Origin of the sequence: Aminobacter sp. MSH1 (assembly GCF_003071665.1) — a bacterium.
Classification (GTDB): Bacteria; Pseudomonadota; Alphaproteobacteria; order Rhizobiales; family Rhizobiaceae; genus Aminobacter; species Aminobacter niigataensis.
The window spans coordinates 1-23,963 of the sequence record NZ_CP026265.1 but is presented as its reverse complement, the minus strand read 5'-3'; the positions used below and the strand labels follow the sequence as shown (position 1 = coordinate 23,963).

Genomic DNA, 23,963 nt, shown 5'->3' with positions numbered 1-23,963 from the left:
CGAGATGAACGATCGCACCTGCATCGTCACGCGCAAGAGCGCCGAACCGGATGATCTGATCCGTTTCGTCGTCGGCCCGGATTCGACCATTTTTCCGGACCTCAAGAGAAATCTGCCCGGCCGCGGTTGCTGGGTGACGGCCGACCGCCTACATATCGACAAGGCGGAGGCCAAGGGCATGTTCGCCCGCGCTTTCAAGGCGCAGGTCGTCGTGCCGCCTGAATTGGGCGCCATGGTCGATAATCTGCTCGCCAGATCGGCGCTTGGCGCGCTTGGGCTTGCCCGAAAGGCCGGTCTGGTGGCACTAGGTGCCGCCAAGGTCGACTCCACGGTCCGCGCCGGCAAGGCGCTTCTTGTACTCCATGCTTACGAGGGTGCTGAAGACGGCGTCCGCAAGATCACCCAGGCCCGCAAGGCCACAGTGCATATCGGCGGGCCTGCAACGCCTGCCTATAAACTTTTTTCGGAAGCCGAATTGGGTTTGGCATTGGGTGCAACAAATGTGATACATGCTGCCGTCCTCGCGGGAGAAGCGGGCAAGGCGGTCGCGAAGCGCATGGTTGCGCTTGACCGATATCGGGGCGGATCCCCGGATGATCTGGCAATGATTGCGGCGATTGCCTACGACGATGATGCCGCAGAGGATATGGAATGAGCGACACTAAATCGGGCGATGACAACACGTTGAGCGTCACTCCGAAGAAGACCTTGACGCTGAAGCGCCCGGGATCGGAGCAGGGAACCGTACGCCAGAACTTCTCGCACGGCCGCACAAAGCAGGTCGTCGTGGAGACCAAGAAGCGTAAGTTCTCCATGCCCGGCGATAAGCACGAGCCGACACCGGCTGCAGCCGTCTTTGCGCCCAAGCCTCAGCCCGCAGCTCCGGTGGCCGCAGCTCCGGTGGTCGCAGCACCTGCGCCAGCGCCCGCGCCGGTCGTCGTGCGCGAAACGCCGCGGCCCCAGCCCGAGCGTTCGGGCATGGTCCTGAATGAATTGTCGCGCAGCGAGATGGATGCGCGTCGCCGCGCGCTTGAAGGTTCTGTCGCCCGCGAGCACGAGGAGCGCCAGCGCGCTGCCGACGACGCACGCCGCCGCGCCGAGGAAGATGAACGCCGCGGCCGCGAGCGCGAGGAATCGGCTCGCCGCCAGGCGGAAGAGGAAGCCCGTCTCAAGGCGGAGTCGGAATCGCGCCGTCGCGCCGAGGACGAAGCCCGTCGCCGCGCCCCCGCTGCAGCGCTCGAGGCCAATGTACCCGACGAGGTGGACGCCAAGCCGAAGGGCCGCGTCGGTCCCGGCGTCGCTGCTGCAGCGCCCATCCGCCGCATTGCGACCCCCGAGGTTGCCCGCCCGGCCAAGACCAAGACCGAAGACGACCGCCGTCGCGGCAAGCTGACGCTCAATACGGCGTTGACTTCCGGGGATGGCGACGCCCGTTCGCGTTCGCTGTCGGCGATGCGTCGTCGTCAGGAGAAGTTCAAGCGTGCGATGCACCAGGAAACGCGCGAAAAGATCGTGCGTGAGGTTATTCTTCCTGAGACCATTACCATTCAGGAACTGGCCCAGCGCATGTCCGAACGCGCCGTCGAGGTCGTCAAGTTCTTCATGAAGCAAGGCCAGATGTTGAAGCCGGGCGACGTCATCGACGCCGATACGGCTGAACTGGTCGCTTCCGAATTCGGCCACACGGTTCGCCGCGTTGCCGAGTCCGACATCGAAGAAGGCCTGTTCGACATCGCCGATCACAGCGCGACCCTGGTTTCGCGTCCGCCTGTCGTCACCATCATGGGCCACGTCGACCACGGCAAGACCTCGCTGCTCGACGCCATCCGCAATGCGAATGTGCAGTCGGGTGAAGCCGGCGGCATCACCCAGCACATCGGCGCCTACCAGGTCGAGAAGAACGGTCAGAAGATCACCTTCATCGACACCCCCGGCCACGCCGCCTTCACGGCGATGCGTGCTCGTGGTGCCCAGGCGACCGACATTGCGATCCTCGTGGTTGCGGCCGACGACAGCGTCATGCCGCAGACGATCGAGTCTATCAGCCATGCCAAGGCGGCCGGCGTGCCGATCATCGTGGCGATCAACAAGATCGACAAGCCGACGGCGGATGCCCAGAAGGTCCGCACCGAGCTGCTGCGCCACGAAGTCTTCGTGGAATCGATGGGCGGTGAAGTGCTCGACGTCGAGGTTTCGGCCAAGAACGGCACCAATCTCGACAAGCTGCTCGAGGCGATCCTGCTGCAGGCCGAAGTGCTCGACCTCAAGGCCAACCCCGACCGTACGGCCGAGGGTGTCGTCATCGAAGCCAAGCTCGACAAGGGCCGCGGCCCGGTCGCGACCGTCCTGGTCCAGACCGGTACGCTGATGCCCGGCGACATTCTCGTCGCCGGCAACCAGTGGGGCCGTGTCCGCGCGCTGGTCAATGACCGTGGCGAACACCTCGAAGAGGCACCGCCGTCCATGCCGGTCGAGATTCTCGGCCTCCAGGGCACGCCTCAGGCTGGCGACCGCTTCGCGGTGGTCAACAACGAGGCCCGCGCTCGCGAGATCACCGAGTACCGCCAGCGCCTGGCGCGTGACAAGGCTGTCGCCAAGCACGCCACCCAGCGCGGCTCGCTCGAGCAGATGATGTCGCAGCTGCAGTCGTCCGGCCTCAAGGAGTTCCCGCTCATCATCAAGGGTGACGTGCAGGGTTCGGTCGAAGCGATCGTGGCTGCCCTCGACAAGCTCGGCACCGACGAGGTGCGTGCGCGCATCGTCCATTCGGGCGCCGGCGCCATCACCGAGAGCGACGTCACGCTCGCCGAGACCTCGGGTGCGGCGATCATCGGCTTCAACGTCCGCGCCAACGCGCAGGCGCGCCACGCCGCTGAACAGTCCGGGATCGAGATCCGCTACTACAACATCATCTACAGCCTCGTGGATGACGTTAAGGATGCGATGTCGGGCCTGCTGTCGCCGGAACGCCGCGAAACCTTCATCGGCAACGCCGAAATCCTCGAAGTCTTCAACATCACGAAGACTGGCAAGGTTGCGGGTTGCCGCGTCACCGAAGGCAAGGTCGAGCGTGGCGCAGGCGTCCGCCTGATCCGCGAAAACGTTGTCATCCACGAAGGCACGCTCAAGACGCTCAAGCGCTTCAAGGACGAAGTCTCCGAAGTGCCGGTCGGCCAGGAATGCGGTATGGCCTTCCAGAACTACGAAGACATGCGCCAAGGCGATGTCATCGAGTGCTTCCGCGTGGAGATGGTGACCCGGAGGCTCTAAGCCTCTGGCATTTGTCTCATCGTTTGGACGGTGGCCGGTCGGCCGCCGTCCGTTTTCGTGCAGCAGGAAGCGCGGTCCCATTCCGCCTCCTGCGACATATGGATTTTCAGGACCATGTCGCGTTTTCAGAGTTCAGGCCCGTCACAGCGCCAGCTTCGCGTCGGCGAACAGGTGCGCCATGCGCTTTCCGAAATGCTCCCGCGCGGAGAGATCATCGATCCGGTGATTGAAACGACGGTCATTTCGATCACCGAGGTGCGCATGTCGCCAGACCTCAAGATCGCCACCGCCTTCGTGTCGCCGATTGGCGCCAAGGATCCCGATACGGTCATCGAGGCGCTCAACAAATACGCCAAGTTCATCCGTGGCCGCGTTTCCTTTGCCTTGCGGCAGATGAAATACATGCCGGAATTCCGTTTCCGGCTGGACACCAGTTACGACAATTTCGCCAAGATCAACGATCTGCTGCGCTCGCCCGAAGTGGCGCGTGACCTCGACGGCGAAGAAGACAAGGAAGACTGACATGTCGCGTCGCGGCAAGAAGAAAGGCCGGCCCGTCTCCGGCTGGCTGGTGCTGGACAAACCTGTGGGCATGGGCTCGACCGAGGCCGTCTCCAAGATCAAGTGGCTGTTCAATGCCGAAAAGGCCGGCCACGCCGGAACCCTCGACCCGCTCGCCTCCGGCATGCTGCCGATCGCGCTGGGCGAGGCGACCAAGACGGTGCCTTACGTCATGGACGGCGCCAAGGTTTACCGCTTTACCGTCTCCTGGGGCGAGGAGCGTTCCACGGACGACCTCGAAGGCCCGGTGACCAAGAGCTCCGACAAGCGTCCTTCCGAGGACGAAATCCGTGCCATCATGCCGAACTACACCGGCGTCATCATGCAGACGCCGCCGCAGTTTTCGGCGATCAAGATTGCCGGCGAGCGCGCCTATGACCTTGCCCGCGAGGGCGAAACGGTCGACATTCCGGCCCGCGAGGTCGAGATCGGCCGCCTCGAGATCATCGAAAACAGTGCTGATCGCACCGTTTTCGAGATCGATTGCGGCAAGGGCACCTATGTCCGGTCGCTCGCGCGCGACATGGGCCGCGATCTCGGCTGCTTCGGTCATATCTCCGAGCTTCGCCGCACCGAGGTCGATCCGTTCACTGCCGAAGACTTCGTCACCATCGCTGAACTCGAAGCTGCTCGCGCCGCCGGCCAGCCGGACGGCGAAGAGGGCAGCTGGGATTTCACCGCTATTGACGAGTTCGTCGTCGACACCGCCGCAGCGCTGGATTGCCTGCCGCAGGTCGCCGTGACCGACGAGGCAGCCAACAAGATCAGGCTCGGCAACCCGGTCATCGTGCGCGGCCGCGACGCGCCCGTGGAGGCCGAGGAGGCCTGCGCCACCGCGCGTGGCAAGCTGGTCGCTATCGGCGCCATCGAGCAGGGCATGTTCAAGCCCAAGCGCGTCTTCACCGCCTGACACTTGTACGCGGCTGCCGTTTCCGCTTGGATCGTCCCAGATGATTCCGCGGGCGGAACGCGAATGGCAGGGGCTGAGACGATAGCAGTACGTCCATCACGACACGTGCGGCGGGCCCCTGTAGGGGCCTCGCCTGGCACGTTGATTGCCGATCCGTCCGCACGGCAATCGGCGCTCAACCTGACACTGATATCGCCCGACGCGTGCGAATTCATCAACAACGCCAGTCTGGACGATGTCGCGGCCGCCTGTGAGAAATGGCCGCTGATCTGGCTCGACTGCGTCGGTCTCGCCGACATCGCGCTGATCGAGGAAATCGGCAACATCTTCAGCCTGCACACGCTGGCGCTCGAGGATGTGGTCAACACCGGCCAGCGCCCGAAGGCCGACTTCTTCGACGACCATGCCTTCTTCGTGCTCAGCATGATCGACGATGCCAAGAGCGGCCGCTACGAGCAGATTTCATTCTTCTTCGGCGAGAACTTCGTCGTCACCTTTCAGGAGCGCGAGGGCGATCCGTTCGAACCGGTGCGCCAGCGCATCCGTATCTCGAACCCGAGCCGGCTGCGCCATCGCAAGGCCGACTATCTCGCCTACGCCCTTATCGACGCCGTCGTCGACAGCTATTTCCCGATCGTCGATGCCACCGGCGACAAGGTGGATGCGATCGAGGACGAGCTGCTGGCCGCCCCCAGGAAGCAGCACATCAGCCAGTTGCACGGCCTGCGTCGGGCGACCAATCTGCTCAAGCGCACGCTTTGGCCGCTGCGCGATGCCCTGACGACCCTCATCCGCTCCGACGCCGCCTTTATCTCGGCCGAGACAAAGGTCTATTTCAACGACACGCTCGACCACTCGATCAGGTTGGCCGAGACAGTCGAATCCCAGCGCGAAACGATGATCGGCCTTATCGAAATGCAGTTGTCGCTGTCGCAATCGCGCACCAACGAGATTATCGGCGTGCTGACGATCGTCTCGGCGATCTTCATCCCGCTGACCTTTCTCGCCGGCATCTGGGGAATGAATTTCGACCCCACCATATCGCCCTGGAACATGCCCGAGCTGTTGTGGCCTTATGGCTATCCCGTGGCTCTCGGCTTCATGGCCCTGGTCGCGATCTCGCTGGTGTTGTTTTTCCGCTGGCGGAAATGGCTCTGAACCCCGGCCCGGAGCCGGCTTGCGAAATAGCTGGCATTTGCCGCCAAATTCCACTATATGCGCCGCAACATCGCGTCTTTTGCCGCTTTGTTCATCGGCCCCAGCTGGACGACATCCCGGCCGTGGGCGTCCCGTTTCCTCCAGATCGAAAGGAAAAACACGATGTCGATCACTGCCGAGCGCAAGTCGGAACTCATGGGCGAATTCGCAACCGTCAAGGGCGACACCGGTTCTCCGGAAGTCCAGGTTGCCATCCTCTCCGAGCGCATCAAGAACCTGACCGAGCACTTCAAGGACCACAAGAAGGACAACCACTCCCGTCGTGGTCTTCTGGCGCTCGTCTCCCAGCGTCGCAGCCTGCTTGATTACCTCAAGCGCAAGGACGACGCACGCTATCAGACGCTGATCGAGAAGCTCGGTCTGCGCCGCTGACGAATTGACCGGCGGGCTCTCCTTGTGGGAGCCCGCCGGTCGCGCATTCAGGGCCATCAACCGGATGGTCCCTCGGCCCGATCCTGCCACAGGGTGCGGTCGCGTCGAAAAGGTTCCGGAGCGCCAAAGGGAAGCGCCCGAACCGCCCATGGACGGTCATGGGGCAGGATTGCAGGACGTTCGGTCGGCCGCCTTCGCGGCCAACATCCACCACCGAGCTTCTTGTTGTCTTGCCCGTGGCTGGCCAAACTGAAGCCAGGCACATGATCCATCAGGAAGGCCCTGTGGTTTTCCCGGATCCCGTGCCTAACAAGCCAGGGAATGGGCGCGCCGCCGAGCGGCGTTGCCACTCCCGCTACGAAGGACAAGATATGTTCAAACACCACAAAGTCGAAATCGAGTGGGCCGGCCGTCCGCTCATCCTCGAGACCGGCAAGATCGCGCGTCAGGCTGACGCCGCCGTTCTCGCCACCTACGGCGAGACCGTCGTTCTCGCGACGGTCGTTTCGGCCAAGGAGCCGAAGCCGGGCTTCGACTTCTTCCCGCTGACCGTCAACTACCAGGAAAAGACCTACGCAGCCGGCAAGATCCCCGGCGGCTATTTCAAGCGTGAAGGCCGTCCGAGCGAAAAGGAGACGCTGGTCTCCCGCCTGATCGACCGCCCGATCCGTCCGCTCTTCGCCGCCGGCTACAAGAACGACACCCAGGTCGTCATCACGGTTGTCCAGCACGACCTCGAAAACGATCCCGATATCCTGTCGATCGTTGCCACCTCGGCTGCCTTGACGCTCTCGGGCGTGCCTTTCATGGGCCCGATCGGCGGCGCGCGCGTCGGCTACATCAACGGCGAATACGTGCTCAACCCGCACATCGACGAGATGCAGGAATCCAAGCTCGACCTCGTTGTCGCCGGCACCGATGCCGCCGTGCTGATGGTCGAGTCGGAAGCCAAGGAACTGGCCGAAGACATCATGCTTGGCGCCGTCATGTTCGGTCACCGCGGCTTCCAGCCGGTCATCGACGCCATCATCAAGCTGGCCGAAGTGGCCGCCAAGGATCCGCGCGACTTCACCGCGCCGGACTATTCCGAGCTTGAAGCCGAGATGCTGAAGATCGTCGAAGGCGAACTGCGCGACGCCTACAAGATCACCGACAAGCAGGCCCGCTACACCGCCGTCGACGCGGTCAAGACCAAGGTCAAGGCAGCCTTCGCTGCTGAAGGCGAAGAAGCTCCGAAGTGGTCGGCCGACAAGGTCGCCACCGTGTTCAAGGAACTCCAGGCCAAGATCGTGCGCTGGAACATCCTCGACACCGGTTCGCGCATCGATGGCCGTGACCTCAAGACCGTCCGCCAGATCGTTTCCGAAGTCGGCGTCCTGCCGCGCACCCACGGTTCGTCGCTGTTCACCCGCGGCGAGACCCAGGCGCTTGTCGTTGCCACGCTCGGCACCGGCGAAGACGAGCAGTATGTCGACGCGCTGACCGGCATGTACAAGGAGAAGTTCCTCCTTCACTACAACTTCCCGCCCTATTCGGTTGGCGAAACCGGCCGCATGGGCTCGCCCGGCCGCCGCGAAATTGGCCACGGCAAGCTCGCCTGGCGCGCTGTCCGCCCGATGCTGCCGGCCGCCGAGCAGTTCCCCTACACGCTGCGCGTCGTCTCCGAGATCACCGAGTCCAACGGCTCGTCGTCGATGGCCACCGTCTGCGGCACCTCGCTGGCGCTGATGGATGCGGGCGTTCCGCTGCAGAAGCCGGTTGCCGGCATCGCCATGGGCCTGATCAAGGAAGGCGAGCGCTTCGCCGTCCTGTCCGACATCCTCGGCGACGAGGATCACCTCGGCGACATGGACTTCAAGGTTGCCGGCACGACCAACGGCATCACCGCGCTGCAGATGGACATCAAGATCGACGGTATCACCGAAGAGATCATGAACATCGCGCTCGGCCAGGCCAAGGACGGCCGCCTGCACATCCTCGGCGAAATGGCCACGGCCCTGTCGGAAGGCCGCTCGGAACTGGGCGAATTCGCTCCGCGCATCGAGGTCATGCACATCCCGACCGACAAGATCCGTGAAGTCATCGGCTCGGGCGGCAAGGTCATCCGCGAGATCGTCGAAAAAACCGGCGCCAAGATCAACATCGAGGACGACGGCACGGTCAAGATCGCTTCGTCGAACGCCAAGGAAATCGAGGCGGCCAAGAAGTGGATCCACACCATCGTGGCTGAGCCGGAAGTCGGCGAGATCTACGAAGGCACGGTCGTCAAGACCGCTGACTTCGGCGCCTTCGTCAACTTCTTCGGCCCGCGCGACGGCCTCGTCCACATCTCGCAGCTTGCCAACGACCGCGTTGCCAAGACCTCGGATGTGGTCAAGGAAGGCGACAAGGTCTGGGTCAAGCTGATGGGCTTCGACGAGCGCGGCAAGGTCCGCCTGTCGATGAAGGTCGTCGACCAGGAAACGGGCAAGGAAATTGCTCGCGACAAGAAGGCTGAAGGCGAAGAATCCGCCGCCTGATAGCCTGATAGCCTGATAAGTTGATAAGAAGCGGGCGCGCCGTAAGGTCGCGCCCGTTTTCGTTTGTTGTGCGTTCTTCGAGGCTCGCTTCGCTCACACCTCAGGATGAGGTAGGTAGCGGCTCGGTGGCAGCATGACAGGTTCCATCAAGCCACAACATCTCCGGTTGGTGGCGCCACCCGCCCTCATCCTGAGGTGCTTGCCGAGGGCGAGCCTCGCAGGACGCACGACTAGGATGCCAGAATGCGCGATGCCCTGAAAACCCTGTTCTATCCCTTCGAGGCCGACGTCCTGGCGATGCCGGGGCAGGGCGCGCGCGTGCTGTTCATCGGCGCCGAGCCGGGCTTCAGGACGCCGCAGGGCTTCGACGCAAAGCTTTCCCTGGTTCAGGGCTTTCGACCCCACGTGCTGGCCTTGGCGGCCGCGGGACATGATGTGACGGCCCGCGCCGAGGAGGACGGCTTCGACACCGCTCTCGTGCTCGCTGGCAGGCATCGCGGCCTCAACGAATTGCGAATTGCCGAGGCGATCGAGCGCGTGGCGGCCGGCGGCCTGATCGTTGTTGCCGGCGGTAAGGACGACGGCATTGCCAGCCTGCGCAAGCGGCTTGGCTCGATGGTCGAGATCGAGGACCATCTGCCCAAGTATCACGGCACCGCATTATGGTTTCGGCGCACCGCGCAGGCGGACGCTGCCGCTGCCACCTTGCGCGCTGACAATCCCGAGCAACTGGTCGAGGACCGCTTCCGCACCGCGCCCGGCATGTTCTCGTTCGAACGCGTCGACGCCGGCTCGCGCCTTCTGGCCGACAACCTGCCGTCCGACATCAAGGGCAAGGTCGCCGACTTCTGCGCCGGCTGGGGTTATGTCGCCGCCGAGGTGGCCGCGCGCGCCAAGGAACTCAAGGCGCTCGACTTGTTCGAGGCCGACTTCGACGCGCTGGAGGCGGCCAAGGCCAACGTGCCCAATACCCCTGTCCAGCCTGCGTTCCACTGGCAGGATCTCGCCAAGGAACCGGTCGAGCGGCGCTACGATTTGGTGGTGATGAACCCGCCGTTCCATCAGGATCGCGATGCCGATCCGGAGATCGGCCAGCGCATGATCAAGGCGGCATCTGCCGCGCTCAAGCCGGGCGGCAGGCTGTTCATGGTGGCCAACCGCCATCTGCCCTACCAGCCCGTGCTGGCGGCAACATTCTCATCGGTTCAGGAAATAGCCGTCGACAGCGCCTTCAGGGTCTATTCCGCCAAGCGCTGAGCGTACGTTTTCAGTGCAGGCTGGTGGGGCGGTCAGCGGGAACGACAAGCCCTGCGTCGCCAATGACCAGCGGCGCCGGCCGTCCGAAGAAATAGCCCTGCACCACCTGGCAGCCAGCCGCCCTGAGCAGGGTGGCCTGGTTTTCCGTCTCGACGCCCTCGGCAATGGTGCGCACGCCGAGCGCCCTGGACAGGCCGACGATGGTCGAGACCACGGCGCCGGAATTGCTGTCGGTTTCCATGCGGCTGACGAAGGAACGGTCGATCTTGAGCTTGTGGAACGAGAAGTCGATCAGGTAGGCGAGGTTAGAGTAGCCGGTGCCGAAATCGTCGACGGCCACCGAAATGCCCATCGCCGTCAGCTGCTTCAGGATCAGGGCGGCGCGGTCGCGGTCCTGCATCATCGCCGATTCGGTCAGCTCCAGTTCGAGCCGCTTGGGCGCGATGCCGGTTTCCTTGATGATCTTCTCGACGATGCCGACGAAGTCGCGGGTCATGAACTGGACCGGCGAAATGTTGACCGCCACGAAGCAGTCTTCCGGCAGCAGGCGTGCATCTGTACAGGCCTTGCGCAGCACCCATTCGCCGATCGGGGCGATCATGCCGGTTTCTTCGGCGACCGAGATGAACTCGTTGGGCGCGATCATGCCGCGCTCGGGGTGGTTCCAGCGGATCAACGCCTCGTAGCCGACGACGCGGCCGGTCGGCAGGTCGAGCTGCGGCTGGTAGTGAAGGTCGAAGTCGCCGCGCTCGAAGGCGACATGCAGTTCCGACTCGACCCATTGGCGGTGATCTGCGACGCGGCCCATCTCGGGCTGGAAAACGGTCCAGGCGCCGATGCCGCTGGCCCGCGCGTTCTGCAGCGCCAGGTTGGAGCGGCGCAGCAGCGTCACCGGATCGTAGCCGTCCTTGGGCATGGCGACCACGCCGACGGACACGTTGACCGACTGCAGATGCGATGCCAGCGGGTAAGGCCGCATGAGATAGTGGATGACGCGGTCGATGAGCGCTTCGAGCGACCCGTGCAAGGCCTGGTCGGGATAGAGGATGGCGAATTCGCCGGCGCCGATGCGGCCGACGACCACGTCGCGCGGCAGCGCCGCCTTGAGCCTTGCGGTGAAGGCACGGATCAGCGCGTCGCCATTGCTGTAGCCGATGGCATCGTTGATCTGCTTGAAGCGGTCGATATCGATGTCGATGAGGAACACCGGCTTGCCGGTTCGTGCCGTGGCCGACGCCGCCTCGGCGATCTTGCCGACCATCGCGGTACGGGCCAGCAGCCCGGTCAGCTTGTCGAAATGGGTCTCGTTGAAGACGTAATCGGCCGATTCGTCGATGCCGGCGAAGAACGACATGGCTGCAATCGACGCAGCGAGCGCGCAAAGCGCGGCGATGACCGCGCTGGCAACTTCCGTGGGCATGCCGCCGATGTTGTCGCCAAGGGCGAACTTCAGCCCCCACATGCCCAATGTGAAACTGCCCAACCCCGAACTGGCGATGGTGACGAGCCGAAACAGCGGGCTTCGACGGGGATTCCTGACGGCAGGCATGCGTGACTTTCCTAACTTGCGTGGCATCACTACCGATTCGCTCGTTAAGATCGCTTGCGGCGATTGTCTACAATTTTAATTTGGGCAAGAATTTTCACCCCGCCGCAAGTCTTCCCATAAGCGCAAAAGACGCTGCAAAAGCATGAATAGGTACATGGGGCTTGCCGGAAATCGAATCCGATTTCCGGATACTACTCGCGGCCACCGTCCATCTGCTTGAGCTCGTCCAGCGTCGGCATCGAGACGATGTGATAGCCCGAATCAACGTAATGGATCTCGCCGGTGACGCCCGACGACAGGTCCGACAGCAGGTACAGCGCCGAACCGCCAACCTCGTCGAGGGTCACGGTGCGCCGCAGCGGCGAGTTGCGCTGCTGGTAGGAGAACATGTGGCGGGCATCCGAGATGCCAGCACCTGCCAGCGTGCGCACCGGGCCGGCCGAGATGCCGTTGATGCGGATGCCGCGCGGGCCGTAGTCGTTGGCAAGATACCGGACACTGGCCTCGAGGCCTGCCTTGGCGACGCCCATGACGTTATAGTTGGGCATGACGCGCACCGACCCGGCATAGGTCAGGGTGATCATCGAGCCGCCTTCGTTCATCAGGGCCGCAGCGTGCTTGGCGACTTCGGTGAACGAAAAGCACGAGATCACCATGGTGCGCACGAAATTTTCGCGCGTGGTGTCGGCGTAGAGACCCTTGAGCTCGTTCTTGTCGGAGAAGCCGATGGCGTGGACCAGGAAGTCGATGCCGCCCCACTTTTCCCTGAGCGTGTCGAAGGCGGCAGCCACCGAGGCGCTGTCCTCGACGTCGCAGGGCACCAGGATCTCCGCGCCGACCTTCTCGGCCAGCGGCTTGACGCGGCGGCCGAAGGCCTCGCCCTGATAGGTGAAGGCAAGCTCGGCGCCGTGCTGGGCGAGCTTCTGCGCGATACCCCAGGCAATGGAGTGGTCGTTCGCGACGCCCATGATGAGCCCGCGCTTGCCCTTCATCAATCCATCCATGTCGGTGTCCCTATGCGGAGAGGCGCTGGAAAACGAGCGTGGCGTTGGTGCCGCCGAAGCCGAAGGAATTGGACAGCACCGTGTCGATCTTGGCGTTGTCGATGCGCTTGCGCACGATCGGCATGCCTTCGAATTCCGGGTCGAGCTCCTCGATATGAGCGCTCTCGCCGATAAAGCCGCCCTGCATCATCAGGATCGAGTAGATCGATTCCTGCACGCCGGCCGCACCCAGCGAGTGGCCGGTCAGCGACTTGGTCGAGGTGATGTTGGGGAGCTTGTCTGCAAAGACTTCGCGGATCGCGCCCATTTCCTTCGAGTCGCCTACCGGCGTCGAGGTGCCGTGGGTGTTGATGTAGTCGACCGGGCCCTTCACCGTCGACAGCGCCTGCCGCATGCAGCGCATGGCGCCTTCGCCCGACGGCGCGACCATGTCGTAGCCGTCTGATGTCGCGCCGTAGCCGACCAATTCGCAATAGATCCTTGCGCCGCGCGCCTTTGCGTGTTCGAGCTCCTCGAGCACCAGCACGCCCGCGCCGCCGGCGATGACGAAGCCGTCGCGGTTGACGTCATAGGCGCGCGAGGCGACCGAGGCGCGGTCGTTGTACTTGGACGACATGGCGCCCATGGCGTCGAACAGGTTCGACATGGTCCAGTCGAGGTCCTCGTGGCCGCCGGCGAACATGACGTCCTGCTTGCCCCACTGGATCATCTCGGCGGCGTTGCCGATGCAATGCGCCGAGGTCGAGCATGCCGACGAGATCGAATAATTGACGCCGTGGATCTTGAACCAGGTGGCGAGCGTTGCCGATGCGGTCGAAGACATCGCCTTCGGCACGGCGAATGGCCCGATGCGCTTGGGGCTGTTGTTCTTGAGCGTGATCTCTGCGGCTTCGACGATGGTGCGGGTCGAAGGACCGCCCGAACCCATGATGATGCCGGTGCGTTCGTTGCCGGAAATGACGTTCTCTTCGAGACCGCTGTCGGCGATCGCCTGCTTCATGGCGACATGGTTCCACATGCCGCCCTGCGACAGGAAGCGCGCGGCGCGACGGTCGACAAGCTCGGTCGTGTCGAGATTCGGCGCGCCCCAGACCTGGCACTTGAAGCCATGTTCGGCAAAGGATTCGGAAAAGCTGATGCCGGACTTGGCGTCACGCAGCGAAGCCTGAACCTCGGAGGCGTTGTTGCCGATGGACGATACGATGCCAAGGCCAGTTACGACGACACGTCTCATGAGAATCTCCGGTCCAGTGTATGGGGCCGATCAGACGGCCGAGGCTTCCTGCTTCGAGAGCCCGACCTTCAGGTCGGTAGCCTTGTAGATAGGTTCGCCGTCAGCCTTCAGCCAGCCATCGGCAATGCCGAGCACCAGGCGGCCGCGCATGACGCGCTTGAAGTCGATGCCGTATTCGACCTTCTTCACCGAAGGAGTGACCATGCCCTTGAACTTCACCTCGCCGGTAGAGAGCGCCATGCCCTTGCCGGACTCGCCGAGCCAGCCGAGGAAGAAGCCAGTCAGCTGCCACATGGCGTCGAGGCCGAGGCAGCCCGGCATGATGGGATTGCCGATGAAGTGGCAGGGGAAGAACCAAAGGTCCGGCTTGATGTCGAATTCGGCGCGGACGAAGCCCTTGTCGAACTCGCCGCCGGTCTCGCTGATCTCGGTGATGCGATCGAACATCAGCATCGGCGGGGCCGGCAGCTGGGCATTGCCGGGTCCGAACAGCTCACCGCGGGCACATGCCAGCAATTCTTCGTAGCCGTAGCTGGATTTCTGATCGGCCATGAACACCTTCCCCGTAATAGTTCTCGGGCGGTGCCACGCCCTTCTTGTGTGCTCTCACTAGCACAGACTGTTTGCAGCCGGAAACCGGCGTTTGCGATTAACGTGCCCGTCCGCCTGGGTCAATGCGCGCTATTGATCGCATTTGAACGACAGAATATATGTCAGGCATAGCTTGCCGGCGTTCCATTCGGATTTGAGGGCGCCTGGCGGATATTATTGAGGCGAAGGCCAACTTCGACGAGGCAAACCGAGTGGATTCCCGCAAGGCCAGTATTGCTGTGGAAGCGCGTGTCCGTGACGCGGGGCTGAGGCCCACGCGGCAGCGTATCGCGTTGGCCGAACTCCTGTTCGCAAAGGGCGACCGCCACCTCTCGGCGGAGGAGCTGCACGAAGAGGCGCTGGGCGCCGGCGTGCCGGTGTCGCTGGCGACCGTCTACAACGCGCTGCACCAGTTCACCGAGTCCGGGCTGTTGCGCATTCTCGCGGTCGAAGGCTCGAAGACCTATTTCGACACCAACACCTCCGACCACCACCACTTCTTCATCGAAGGCGAAAACCGCGTGTTCGATATCGAATCGGGCCCGGTCACGGTCACCAACCTGCCGGAACCTCCGGAAGGCATGGAAATCGCCAATGTCGATATCGTGGTGAGGCTCAGGCCCAAGCGCACGGCCTGAGATCGGCGATCCCGGCTGCGGCAGCCGGGAAGATAACTCAGTTCTCGATGCTTTCGCCGGGATATGCACCCCAGACCTGCGACTGGTTGAGCCAGCCGCTCGTGCCGGCAAAGGTCATCTCGCACCATTCGCCGTTGCACTGCTTGATCGAGCCGATCACGCCTGGGTCGATGACGGCGACGGTGCGCGCGCCCTGTTCGGGCTTGGCCAGCAGGTTGAGCTGTGCCGGCTTGCCGCGCTGCCAGGGAGCCGTCATCGCCGTGCGGTGGCCCGACAGCAGCGACTGGTTGATCCAGCCCTCGGCACCTTCCGAGTCGCGCACGCGGCGCCAGTTGTCATATTCCTGGATGATTTCCATCGGCAGGCCCGGCTTGAGATAAAGCCAGTCGACCGGATAGTTGACGCCGGGGCCGATGCGCGAATTGACCTTGCCGGATTTCAGGCTGACGAATCGCGGCAGCGGCAGCCCGCTCGGGCCGAGCCTGACGTCCTGGGCCGCCACGGCGGGGCCGACCAGACCGGCATTCGGCGAAACGAAAGCAATGCCGATCAGTGCTGCGCTGACGGCCAGGCGGAGCGACGCGAAACCAGACACTTCCGTAACCTCTGTTTGAACCTGGTGTCCTTTTGGCGGGCACCCTTTTTCTTTGTCTTCGGCGGCACTGCTTGTTACACAGATTACCGCTCAGTGATCGGTTCCCAGTTTCGCCGGTCTTGGTTAAAGAGGTCTCAACGAGATCTTCGTCGAGGATAGAATGGCCGGTCGAAAAAAGCCTCTCGTCGTCATTACGCGCAAGCTGCCCGACCAGGTCGAGACGCGCATGCGCGAATTGTTCGACGCGCGCCTCAATGTCGACGACCGACCGATGACCCAGCCGGAGCTGGTGGCGGCGGTCAAGGAGGCCGACGTGCTGGTGCCGACGGTCACTGACACCATCGACGCAGCCCTGATCGAGCAGGCCGGGCCTAACCTCAAGCTGATCGCCAATTTCGGCAACGGCGTCGACAAGATCGATGTCACCGCTGCCGCGAAACGCGGCATCACCGTCACCAACACGCCGAATGTCTTGACCGAAGACACGGCCGACATGGCGATGGCGCTGATGCTCGCCGTGCCGCGCCGCCTGACCGAGGGCGCGAGCGTTCTCACCGGCGACAAGAAATGGGCTGGCTGGTCGCCGACCTGGATGCTCGGCCGCCGCATCGGCGGCAAGCGTCTCGGCATCGTCGGCATGGGCCGCATCGGCACCGCCGTCGCCCGCCGCGCCAAGGCTTTCGGCCTGTCGATCCACTATCACAACCGCCATCGCGTGCTGCAATCGGTCGAAGACGAGCTGGAAGCGACCTACTGGGAAAGCCTCGACCAGATGCTCGCCCGCATGGACATCATCTCGATCAACTGCCCGTCGACGCCGGCGACCTTCCATCTGCTGTCGGGGCGCCGGCTGGCGCTGATGCAGCCGCACGCCTACCTCGTCAACATCGCCCGTGGCGACATCATCGACGAGGATGCACTGGTCAAGATGCTGCAGGACGGCAAGCTTGCCGGTGCTGCCCTCGACGTCTTCGAGCATGAGCCGGCGGTCAACCACAAGCTGCTCAAGCTCGCCGCCAAGGGCAAGGTGGTGCTGATGCCGCATATGGGCTCGGCCACCATCGAGGGCCGTATCGACATGGGCGAGAAGGTCATCATCAACATCCGTGCCCATGTCGACGGGCATCGCCCGCCGGATAGGGTGCTGCCGCTCAGGACCTGATCAGCGAGGGCGCTGCACGTTCGCTGCGTCCTTCGAGGCTCGAAGGACGCACTGATGAATTCAGTCCGTCAGGTCCGAACCCCGAATCGTCACCTCGCCGTCAGCCCCGACCCGCACTTGCTGGCCTTCGAAGGCGCTGAACGCGTCGCGCGGCAACTTCACCGCCACCGGCGTCTGCCAGCCCATCTCGCGCGAAACGATGAGCCCGAGCAGCAGGATGGCGTCGGGCTCGTGCAGCACCAGGGCCGCCGGCGCATGGCCGGCATGCACCAATTCCATCAGCACCGCCGACGCCGACGATGAGCCGATGGTGCCGGGCAGGAACAGCACCTTGCCGGCGATGCTCTCTCCGCACTCAGGATGGCGCACGTCGGCGATGCGTCCGGACTTCGGATCGACCCCGCCCCAGAAGCTGATCGGCGCCGACAGGATCAGTGCCGGGCCTTCGCCCGCCTGGCCTGGCACCAGGATTGCGGCCTGGCTCATCGTCCGATCTCCGCAAACAGCGGCCTGCCGGCGACGGCGCTCTCGACGCAATCGGCGAGCGAGCCATAAAGCACGGCATAACCGGTATTGCCGGGCGCATAGTGGGCGAACTTGCCGGAATTGGTCATCAGCACGCCGCCCGACCGGTCGGGCAGGATCGGCGTCACCACCACGCAGGTATCAGCGACGATGACCACGCCCAGGTCTTCCAGCACCTTGCGCCTGCCGTCGCGGTCGAGTTCGCCAAGAACATGCCGGCCGGTGCAGGCGTGGATCGGCACAGTGAGTCGCCGCCCTGATATCAGCCGCTCCAGCGCGTCGAATTCCGCCAGCGACAAGTGCGGGCTGCCGATGGCGACGGCGTCGATGCGGTTGGTGCTTTCAGTCGTCGACAGGCGCGCCTGCGCCTTGGCGATCATGTCCGGCGTGACGCGGATCACAGTTTCGGCCTCCGCGCCGCCCAGCGCCGTCTCGGCATCGGGTGCTTCCGGCGTCACGCCTGCGATATGAAACAGCCCGACCGCGCCCGATGATGCAGCGGCGGCACCGAATGCCTTGAGCGCGTCCTCGCCGGGATCGCGCGAAACGCCTGTCACCACGCCGATGGCGTCGCCGACCTCGCGGCCATAAAGGCTGCCCAGCACCGGCCAGGCGATCTCGGAAGCTAGGAAATCAGGGGGCAGGGCGGAGACGTCGAACACCAGCCTGGCCAGGCGATTTTCTGGCCGGTGCAGGCCATAGTCGGGCGCTCGGCCCGATATGGCGCAGGCGATGTCGAGGAAATCGCCGTAGCGGTTGGTGCGCGCGCCGAGGACCGAATTGCAGAACACCACCGCGTTCGATTCGCCCCAGGCGACGTCAGTGCCCAGAATGGGCCGGTGGCCGGCCTGATAGGGCGCGCAGGTCCAACTCTGCTCGCAGCCGAGCTTGCGGTAGGCCTCCATCATGCGCCGCGCCATCGAGCGTTGCGGCTCTTCCAGGCGCACGCGCGCGCAGCCCATGAGGTCGAGCGCGCCGACATTGAGCGTCGAACGCACCGCTACCCGCGCGCCGCCTTCGACCAGTCTTTCTGCGAACAGCGTGCCCGAATCGCCATGGTAGAGCGCGCCGTCGATATGCGCCGATGCGATCGGGAGCAGCCTGGGGGCGCCGAGTAGGGCGGCACTTTCGGCGACGATGCGCATCGCCATCGCCGCACCTTCGGTGCCATTGGCGATCCGCCGCTCGTCGGCTGTGAGTTCGAGGCTCAATTGAGCCTCTTCCGGTATGTGATCGAGGTCGGGCGGTCGTAACCCTCGTGTGCAGTGCGCTCGAATTCGACAAAACCCATCCGTCCGAAGGTCGCGTGATTGGCTTCGAGTTCGATTCGGGTCTGCAGTTCGAGTGTGGGTTTGCCTTGCGCGACGGCATGGTGTTCGGCCGCCTGCATCAGCTCCCTGCCGATGCCCATCCCGCGGGCACTGTCATCGACCGCCAGCTTGCCGACATAAAAGGCGTCGGCGCGCTCGGCGGCGAAGATGCAGCCGGCGAGCCTGCCGTCCAGCGTGGCGATGAAACAGATCTCGTTTCTGGCCTTGTCGCGAAGGTTGGCCGGCGTCAGCCGATGCGCCGAGGACGGCGGGTCGATGACACCGTCCATGTAGGCGAAGGACCGCATGATCAGGTCGTGCAATTCGGCCCAGGCCGAAAAATCCTCGGGGAGGCGGGTGACGATCAGGCCGGTCATCGTCAGGGCGCCTTGTAGCGGACCGTGTCGAACCGGGCGCCGAGCGCATCGTAGAGCAGCAGGCGGCCGACCAGCGGTTCGCCGATGCCGGTGATCAGCTTGATCGCCTCCATTGCCTGCAGCGTGCCGATGACGCCTGTCAGCGCGCCGAGCACGCCTGCCACCGCGCAGGAGGGCACAAGTCCCGCCGGCGGCGGTTCGGGAAACAGGTCGCGGTACGAGGGGTTTCGGCGTCCGTCGGCGCCGGACTCGAACGGCTTCAGCACGGTGATCGAGCCGTCGAAACGACCGACCGCGGCATGCACCAGCGGCCGTTTCACTTCGGCGCTGGCGTCGGCCACGGCGTAGCGTGTTTCGAAATTGTCGGAACCGTCGATGACCATGTCATAACCGGCGATCAGATCCGCCGCATTGTCGGGCGTCAGCCTGAGCTTGTGCAGTTCGACTGTCACATGCGGGTTGATACGCAGGATCGCGGTCCTTGCGCTTTCGGCCTTGGAGATGCCGATCGACTGGGTGTCGTGGATCACCTGGCGCTGCAGGTTGGACAACGAGACATGATCGTCGTCGACGATGCCGAGCGTGCCGACGCCTGCCGCCGCCAGATATTCAAGAACCGGCGCGCCGAGCCCGCCGGCGCCGATCACCAGCACGCGGGCGCGCTTCAGCTTCTGCTGGCCCGGGCCGCCGATCTCCGGCAGCACGATGTGGCGGGCGTAGCGTTCGAGTTCTTCTGAAGAGAGCGGGGCTGACTGGTTCATGACGCAACCATATCGCCGCGAGTTCTGCTTGTCAGTCCGGTAGCGGCGCGATCTATGGGGCCATGCCGTCCGGACCGACTGTCGCTCGAACGCTGCCGTGGTCGACGGTCAGGAACTGCGCCCTCCCAGCGAGGCTCGAAAACAGGCTGGCTTCGGTGCCGGTCATAAAGGCCTGGCAGTTGAGCTCCTCGAGAATTTCGAACAGCGCCGCGCGGCGTCCGGCGTCGAGATGGGCGGCGATCTCGTCGAGCAGCAGGATGGGGGCTGCGCCCGCCATCTCGCCGGTCAGGCGCGCATGCGAGATGACGATGCCGACCAGCAGTGCCTTCTGCTCGCCGGTCGAGCACAGTTCCGCCGGCATCGATTTCGGCCGATGGCGGACCAGCAGGTCGGAGCGATGTGGGCCTTCCAGCGTGCGCCCCGCCGCACGGTCGCGGTCGCGGCCGCTGGCGAGCGCCTGGCGGAAGCGCTCTTCCAGTTCCACCGCCGGCATGTTGCCGATGCTTTCCTCCAGCGTTCCGGAAAGCGCCAGCTCGGCCTGCGGGAAGGGGCCGGTCTCGGGCATGCGGCCGATCATGGCGGTGAGCAGCCGCACCATCTCGACGCGGGCGGCGGCGATAGCCGCACCGGTCTCGGCCATCTGGATCTCGATCGCATCGAACCAGGCGTTGTCGCGGCGGTCGTCTGAAAGCAGCCGGTTGCGGCCGCGCATCGCCTTTTCGTAGTCGAGCGCGCGCTGACCGTGTGCCGGGTCGATGGCCAGCACCAGCCGGTCGAGGAAGCGCCTGCGGTCGCCGGTCGGCCCGGTGAACAGCGCATCCATCGACGGCGTCAGCCAGACCACGCGCAGCCAGTCGAGCATCTCGTCGGCCGACTTTGCATTGGCGCCGTTGATGCGAACGCGCCGGCCAGCTTCGTTGGCGGCTTCCGGTGCGGTGCCTGTGCCGATCTCGACATCGCCGAACGATCCTTCGATGCCGGCATGCACGGCAAAGCCGCCGGCACTGCCTTCGCGCGCCACGTCGGGGTAGGGCGCGCGGCGCAGCCCGCGTCCCGGCGTCAGAAAAGAAATAGCCTCGAGCAGGTTGGTCTTGCCGGCGCCGTTGTCGCCGGTGAACACCACGGCACCAGGCCTGAGGTCGAGCGCAAGCGAGGCGTAGTTGCGGAAGTCCGTAAGCATGAGCTTACGGATATGCGTCGAGGGGGTGCGTTTTCGCTCGCCCCCCGGTTCCTGGTCTGGCACGGGCGTCGGGGCGCTACACGCGCATCGGCATCAGCACGTAGAGAGCGTTCTCGTCGGCTGTGTCGTGGATGAGCGTGGGGGAGCCGGCATCGGCCAGCATGAAGCGCGCTTCGCTGCCCGAGAGCTGGGCGGCGACGTCGAGCAGGTACTTGGCGTTGAAGCCGATCTCGATCGGGTCCGACGAGTAGTCGGCGGCGAGTTCTTCGGTCGCGCTGCCCGAATCGGGGTTGTTGACGGCAAGTGTCACCTGGCCGTCGGCGATCGTCAGCTTCACCGCGCGGCCGCGCTCGGACGAGATCGTCGAGACGCGGTCGACGGCCGCGGCAAAGCTCTGCCGGTCGATGATCAGCTGCTTGTCGTTGCCGCTCGGAATGACGCGCTGGTAGTCGGGGAAGGTGCCGTCGATCAGCTTCGAGGTCAGGATCACGCCGCCGATGGTCAGGCGGATCTTGGTATCGGAAAGCTCGGTCGTCACCGCCACGTCGGGCGAGTCCATCAGCTTCTGCAACTCGCTGACCGTCTTGCGCGGGATGATGATGCCCGGCATGCCTTCCGATCCGGCCGGAGCCTCGACCTCGGCACGGGCGAGGCGGTGGCCGTCGGTGGCAACCGCACGCAGCATCAGGTTGCCGCCGCTCTCATGCGTGTGAAGGTAAATGCCGTTGAGGTAGTAGCGCGTCTCTTCGGTCGAGATGGCAAACTGCGTCTTGTCGATCAGGCCCTTCAGCGCCTGGGCGTCGAGCCGGAAGATATGCGAGAAGGTGCCGGCCGAAAGCTCCGGGAAGTCCGACTGCGGCAGGCACTGCAGCCGGAAGCTCGAACGGCCCGACACCACCGACATGGCGTTGCCGTCTTCGTCGGTCCTCAGCATCACTTCGGCGCCGTCTGGCAGCTTGCGCACGATGTCATAGAGCAGGTGGGCGGGTACGGTGGTCGCACCGCCTTGCTCGATATTTGCCGGCGTAGCTTCCGAGATCTCGAGGTCGAGGTCAGTGGCCTTGAGTTCGAGGCTTGCGCCATTGGCCTGCAGCAGCACGTTGGAAAGAATCGGGATCGTGTTTCGCCGCTCCACCACGCGGTGCACGTGGTTCAGCGACTTCAACAGGTTGGAGCGTTCCAGGATAACACGCATGACGAAACAGGCTCGCTTATTTGAAGGTGCGGGCTCACGGGCTCGAATGCGCCCGGGAAAGCCCGCAACACGATCGGAATTGCGCCGAGTCTGACAGTAAAAACTATGGAAAGGCAAGCCCGCGCAGCCATTCCAGGGCGGTTGCGCGGGCGTTCTGGGGATAAGTGGCGGACGTCGATCGATCGCCGCCGCCATCGAACCGTCAGGCCTGGTCGTTGATCAGCCTTCTCAGCAGCTCGAGTTCCTGCGCCAGCGTGTTGTCGCCGCCCGAGAGGTCCTCGATCTTGCGCACGGCGTGCAGCACGGTTGTGTGGTCGCGGCCGCCGAAACGCCTGCCGATCTCGGGCAGCGAGCGCGGCGTCATCACCTTCGACAGATACATGGCGATCTGGCGCGGCTTGACGATGGTGCGGGTGCGGCGGTTCGAAAGGAGCTCCGTCTTCGACACGTTGTAGTGGCGCGCGACGACGCGCTGGATGTCTTCGATACGCACGCGCTTGGGCTCGCCCGAGCGATAGATATGGCCGAGGATCTCGTCGATCCGCTCGATCGACAGCTGCGGTTCGAACGACTGGCGGAAGATCAGCTGGTTGAAGGCGCCTTCCAGCTCGCGGCCGCTGCCGGTGACCGTGCGGGCGACATGGGCGAGGATCTCCTCGTCGATGGCAAGGTTCGGGTCTTCGTTCTTGGCGCCGGCAAAGCGCATCTTGAGCATGCCCAGGCGCATGCCGAAGTCCGGCGCCGACATTTCGAGCGCCACGCCGCCATTGAGGCGTGAGCGGACGCGGGGTTCGAGCGATTCCAGTTCTGCCGGCGGGCGGTCGGCTGCCACCACGACCTGCTTGGCCGAGTCGAGCAGCATGTTGATGAGATGGCAGAACTCGTGCTGGATCGACTTGCCCTGCAGGAACTGCATGTCGTCGATGATCAGCAGGTCGATGTCGCGCAGCTGTTCCTTGAGCGTCAGCGCGTTGTTGTCGCGGATCGCGGTCGCAAAACGCCACATGAAGTATTCGGCCGTCAGGTAGACGACACGCGACTTCGGGTTCTGGCGCAGCGACTCGGCGGCGATCGCCTGGAGCAGGTGCGTCTTGCCGAGACCGACGGTGGCGTGGAGGAACAGCGGGTTGAAGCGCGAGTTCGATTCCGCCACCGCACGGGCGGCGGCCAGCGCCACGCGATTGGACGGACCTTCGACGAAGGACTGGAACGTGTAGCGCGGGTCGAGCGGCGAGCCGAGAACGCTCTGCTTGAACTCCGCATCCGCCGTGCCGTTGCGGGCAGGGGCGGGGCGTTCGGTGCGTCCGGCAGCCACGGTGCTGGTGGCCAGGGCCGTCTGAGCCTGGCGCACCGGCTTGCGCAGTGCTGCGGCCTCGGCTTCGACGCCGGGACGCATCTGGCGGGTGGCCGTGCGGATGATGATTTCGAGCTTCAGGAGCTCGGGTTCTTCCTGCCGCCAAAGCTCGGAAATCAGATCCAGATAGTGGCTGTTGATCCAGGAACGCAGGAAGGCCGTCGGCACCGAAAGGCGCACCACGCCCTTCGAAGTCTCGGCAAGCTTCATGCGGCCGAACCAGCTCGAGAATACTTCGCTGCCCAGGCGAACCTGCAGCTGCGTCTTGACCCGGTCAAAATTCTTCTCTGCGGCGCTGGTTGCTGCCACTTCGTTCCCCTCGATCAGTTCGCCGGTAAAAAGAAAGCCCGCATTTGCTTCCCTTTCGATGCCGCTTTGCAT

The 23,963-nt window shown here is 64.2% G+C and carries 22 protein-coding genes; 10 read left to right on the top strand and 12 right to left on the bottom strand.

Annotated elements, in window-relative coordinates:
* Nucleotides 1-4: 4 nt before the first annotated feature.
* From CO731_RS00110 to CO731_RS00075, 8 genes are all read left to right on the top strand, one after another.
* Nucleotides 5-655 (top strand): RNA-binding protein, encoded by a 651-nt coding sequence (locus tag CO731_RS00110; RefSeq protein WP_108609540.1) that lies wholly within the window; start codon nucleotides 5-7, stop codon nucleotides 653-655.
* Nucleotides 652-3,270 carry a translation initiation factor IF-2 gene (infB, locus tag CO731_RS00105; protein ID WP_108605398.1) on the top strand — a complete coding sequence of 873 codons (2,619 nt, stop codon included), beginning with the start codon at nucleotides 652-654 and terminating at the stop codon, nucleotides 3,268-3,270. The genes CO731_RS00110 and infB overlap by 4 nt, the downstream gene beginning before the upstream one ends.
* Nucleotides 3,271-3,384: 114 nt before the next feature.
* Nucleotides 3,385-3,792, top strand: coding sequence for a 30S ribosome-binding factor RbfA (rbfA, locus tag CO731_RS00100; protein WP_108609539.1), 408 nt, complete (start codon nucleotides 3,385-3,387; stop codon nucleotides 3,790-3,792).
* Nucleotide 3,793: 1 nt separating this feature from the next.
* Nucleotides 3,794-4,741 carry a tRNA pseudouridine(55) synthase TruB gene (gene truB / locus CO731_RS00095; RefSeq protein ID WP_108605397.1) on the top strand — a complete coding sequence of 316 codons (948 nt, stop codon included), beginning with the start codon at nucleotides 3,794-3,796 and terminating at the stop codon, nucleotides 4,739-4,741.
* A 63-nt stretch (nucleotides 4,742-4,804) separates the two neighbouring features.
* A complete protein-coding gene (corA, locus tag CO731_RS00090) occupies nucleotides 4,805-5,899 on the top strand; it encodes a magnesium/cobalt transporter CorA (RefSeq protein WP_108605396.1) in 1,095 nt (364 codons plus the stop codon).
* A gap of 57 nt (nucleotides 5,900-5,956) precedes the next feature.
* Nucleotides 5,957-6,331: a 30S ribosomal protein S15 gene (gene rpsO / locus CO731_RS00085; RefSeq protein ID WP_275543110.1), complete on the top strand. Its 375-nt coding sequence runs from the start codon at nucleotides 5,957-5,959 to the stop codon at nucleotides 6,329-6,331.
* Between the two features lie 371 nt (nucleotides 6,332-6,702).
* On the top strand, nucleotides 6,703-8,850 hold the full coding sequence (pnp, locus tag CO731_RS00080) for a polyribonucleotide nucleotidyltransferase (RefSeq protein ID WP_108605395.1): 2,148 nt from the start codon (nucleotides 6,703-6,705) through the stop codon (nucleotides 8,848-8,850).
* 243 nt (nucleotides 8,851-9,093) lie between these two features.
* Complete coding sequence (locus CO731_RS00075; RefSeq protein WP_108605394.1) at nucleotides 9,094-10,107, top strand: class I SAM-dependent methyltransferase; 1,014 nt, start codon at nucleotides 9,094-9,096, stop codon at nucleotides 10,105-10,107.
* 10 nt (nucleotides 10,108-10,117) lie between these two features.
* Here CO731_RS00075 and CO731_RS00070 read toward each other — a convergent pair whose 3' ends face one another.
* The 4 genes from CO731_RS00070 to fabA all read right to left on the bottom strand — a co-directional run bounded on the left by CO731_RS00070 (nucleotide 10,118) and on the right by fabA (nucleotide 14,446).
* A complete protein-coding gene (locus CO731_RS00070) occupies nucleotides 10,118-11,656 on the bottom strand; it encodes a bifunctional diguanylate cyclase/phosphodiesterase (RefSeq protein WP_108605393.1) in 1,539 nt (512 codons plus the stop codon).
* 191 nt (nucleotides 11,657-11,847) lie between these two features.
* On the bottom strand, nucleotides 11,848-12,660 hold the full coding sequence (gene fabI / locus CO731_RS00065; protein WP_108605392.1) for an enoyl-ACP reductase FabI: 813 nt from the start codon (nucleotides 12,658-12,660) through the stop codon (nucleotides 11,848-11,850).
* 10 nt (nucleotides 12,661-12,670) lie between these two features.
* Complete coding sequence (fabB, locus tag CO731_RS00060) at nucleotides 12,671-13,894, bottom strand: beta-ketoacyl-ACP synthase I (protein WP_108605391.1); 1,224 nt, start codon at nucleotides 13,892-13,894, stop codon at nucleotides 12,671-12,673.
* Nucleotides 13,895-13,924: 30 nt separating this feature from the next.
* Nucleotides 13,925-14,446, bottom strand: coding sequence for a 3-hydroxyacyl-[acyl-carrier-protein] dehydratase FabA (gene fabA / locus CO731_RS00055; protein WP_108605390.1), 522 nt, complete (start codon nucleotides 14,444-14,446; stop codon nucleotides 13,925-13,927).
* A gap of 251 nt (nucleotides 14,447-14,697) precedes the next feature.
* On the opposite strand from fabA, the gene irrA reads away from it, so the two are divergent.
* The gene (gene irrA / locus CO731_RS00050) at nucleotides 14,698-15,123 is read left to right on the top strand and encodes an iron response transcriptional regulator IrrA (protein ID WP_108605389.1); all 426 of its coding nucleotides are present in this window, start codon (nucleotides 14,698-14,700) and stop codon (nucleotides 15,121-15,123) included.
* Between the two features lie 37 nt (nucleotides 15,124-15,160).
* Here the strand turns inward: irrA and CO731_RS00045 are convergent, their stop codons facing one another.
* On the bottom strand, nucleotides 15,161-15,718 hold the full coding sequence (locus CO731_RS00045; protein ID WP_108605388.1) for an SH3 domain-containing protein: 558 nt from the start codon (nucleotides 15,716-15,718) through the stop codon (nucleotides 15,161-15,163).
* A gap of 160 nt (nucleotides 15,719-15,878) precedes the next feature.
* On the opposite strand from CO731_RS00045, the gene CO731_RS00040 reads away from it, so the two are divergent.
* Entirely contained in the window at nucleotides 15,879-16,880 is a 1,002-nt protein-coding gene (locus CO731_RS00040) for a D-glycerate dehydrogenase (RefSeq protein WP_108605387.1), read from the top strand.
* A 60-nt stretch (nucleotides 16,881-16,940) separates the two neighbouring features.
* Here the strand turns inward: CO731_RS00040 and CO731_RS00035 are convergent, their stop codons facing one another.
* The 7 genes from CO731_RS00035 to dnaA form a co-directional block, all read right to left on the bottom strand.
* Nucleotides 16,941-17,366, bottom strand: a complete 426-nt coding sequence (locus tag CO731_RS00035) for a DUF126 domain-containing protein (protein ID WP_108605386.1) — start codon at nucleotides 17,364-17,366, stop codon at nucleotides 16,941-16,943.
* Nucleotides 17,363-18,616, bottom strand: a complete 1,254-nt coding sequence (locus CO731_RS00030) for an aconitase X catalytic domain-containing protein (protein ID WP_108605385.1) — start codon at nucleotides 18,614-18,616, stop codon at nucleotides 17,363-17,365. Before CO731_RS00030 ends, CO731_RS00035 begins: the two co-directional genes overlap by 4 nt.
* On the bottom strand, nucleotides 18,613-19,092 hold the full coding sequence (locus CO731_RS00025) for a GNAT family N-acetyltransferase (protein WP_108605384.1): 480 nt from the start codon (nucleotides 19,090-19,092) through the stop codon (nucleotides 18,613-18,615). Before CO731_RS00025 ends, CO731_RS00030 begins: the two co-directional genes overlap by 4 nt.
* Before the next feature lie 2 nt (nucleotides 19,093-19,094).
* Entirely contained in the window at nucleotides 19,095-19,853 is a 759-nt protein-coding gene (locus CO731_RS00020; RefSeq protein ID WP_108605383.1) for a molybdopterin-synthase adenylyltransferase MoeB, read from the bottom strand.
* Nucleotides 19,854-19,905: 52 nt separating this feature from the next.
* Complete coding sequence (gene recF / locus CO731_RS00015; RefSeq protein WP_108605382.1) at nucleotides 19,906-21,096, bottom strand: DNA replication/repair protein RecF; 1,191 nt, start codon at nucleotides 21,094-21,096, stop codon at nucleotides 19,906-19,908.
* Nucleotides 21,097-21,109: 13 nt separating this feature from the next.
* Nucleotides 21,110-22,228: a DNA polymerase III subunit beta gene (dnaN, locus tag CO731_RS00010; RefSeq protein WP_108605381.1), complete on the bottom strand. Its 1,119-nt coding sequence runs from the start codon at nucleotides 22,226-22,228 to the stop codon at nucleotides 21,110-21,112.
* A 202-nt stretch (nucleotides 22,229-22,430) separates the two neighbouring features.
* Nucleotides 22,431-23,963 (bottom strand): chromosomal replication initiator protein DnaA, encoded by a 1,533-nt coding sequence (gene dnaA, locus CO731_RS00005; protein WP_108605380.1) that lies wholly within the window; start codon nucleotides 23,961-23,963, stop codon nucleotides 22,431-22,433.

Excerpts from the sequence above, each read along its gene's own strand:
- CO731_RS00110 (WP_108609540.1), top strand. The coding sequence starts at position 5 with ATGAACGATCGCACCTGCATCGTCACGCGCAAGAGCGCCGAACCGGAT.
- infB (WP_108605398.1), top strand. The coding sequence starts at position 652 with ATGAGCGACACTAAATCGGGCGATGACAACACGTTGAGCGTCACTCCG.
- rbfA (WP_108609539.1), top strand. The coding sequence starts at position 3,385 with ATGTCGCGTTTTCAGAGTTCAGGCCCGTCACAGCGCCAGCTTCGCGTC.
- truB (WP_108605397.1), top strand. The coding sequence starts at position 3,794 with ATGTCGCGTCGCGGCAAGAAGAAAGGCCGGCCCGTCTCCGGCTGGCTG.
- corA (WP_108605396.1), top strand. The coding sequence starts at position 4,805 with ATGGCAGGGGCTGAGACGATAGCAGTACGTCCATCACGACACGTGCGG.
- rpsO (WP_275543110.1), top strand. The coding sequence starts at position 5,957 with ATGCGCCGCAACATCGCGTCTTTTGCCGCTTTGTTCATCGGCCCCAGC.
- pnp (WP_108605395.1), top strand. The coding sequence starts at position 6,703 with ATGTTCAAACACCACAAAGTCGAAATCGAGTGGGCCGGCCGTCCGCTC.
- CO731_RS00075 (WP_108605394.1), top strand. The coding sequence starts at position 9,094 with ATGCGCGATGCCCTGAAAACCCTGTTCTATCCCTTCGAGGCCGACGTC.
- CO731_RS00070 (WP_108605393.1), bottom strand. The coding sequence starts at position 11,656 with ATGCCTGCCGTCAGGAATCCCCGTCGAAGCCCGCTGTTTCGGCTCGTC.
- fabI (WP_108605392.1), bottom strand. The coding sequence starts at position 12,660 with ATGGATGGATTGATGAAGGGCAAGCGCGGGCTCATCATGGGCGTCGCG.
- fabB (WP_108605391.1), bottom strand. The coding sequence starts at position 13,894 with ATGAGACGTGTCGTCGTAACTGGCCTTGGCATCGTATCGTCCATCGGC.
- fabA (WP_108605390.1), bottom strand. The coding sequence starts at position 14,446 with ATGGCCGATCAGAAATCCAGCTACGGCTACGAAGAATTGCTGGCATGT.
- CO731_RS00040 (WP_108605387.1), top strand. The coding sequence starts at position 15,879 with ATGGCCGGTCGAAAAAAGCCTCTCGTCGTCATTACGCGCAAGCTGCCC.
- CO731_RS00035 (WP_108605386.1), bottom strand. The coding sequence starts at position 17,366 with ATGAGCCAGGCCGCAATCCTGGTGCCAGGCCAGGCGGGCGAAGGCCCG.
- CO731_RS00025 (WP_108605384.1), bottom strand. The coding sequence starts at position 19,092 with ATGACCGGCCTGATCGTCACCCGCCTCCCCGAGGATTTTTCGGCCTGG.
- CO731_RS00020 (WP_108605383.1), bottom strand. The coding sequence starts at position 19,853 with ATGAACCAGTCAGCCCCGCTCTCTTCAGAAGAACTCGAACGCTACGCC.
- dnaN (WP_108605381.1), bottom strand. The coding sequence starts at position 22,228 with ATGCGTGTTATCCTGGAACGCTCCAACCTGTTGAAGTCGCTGAACCAC.
- dnaA (WP_108605380.1), bottom strand. The coding sequence starts at position 23,963 with ATGCAAAGCGGCATCGAAAGGGAAGCAAATGCGGGCTTTCTTTTTACC.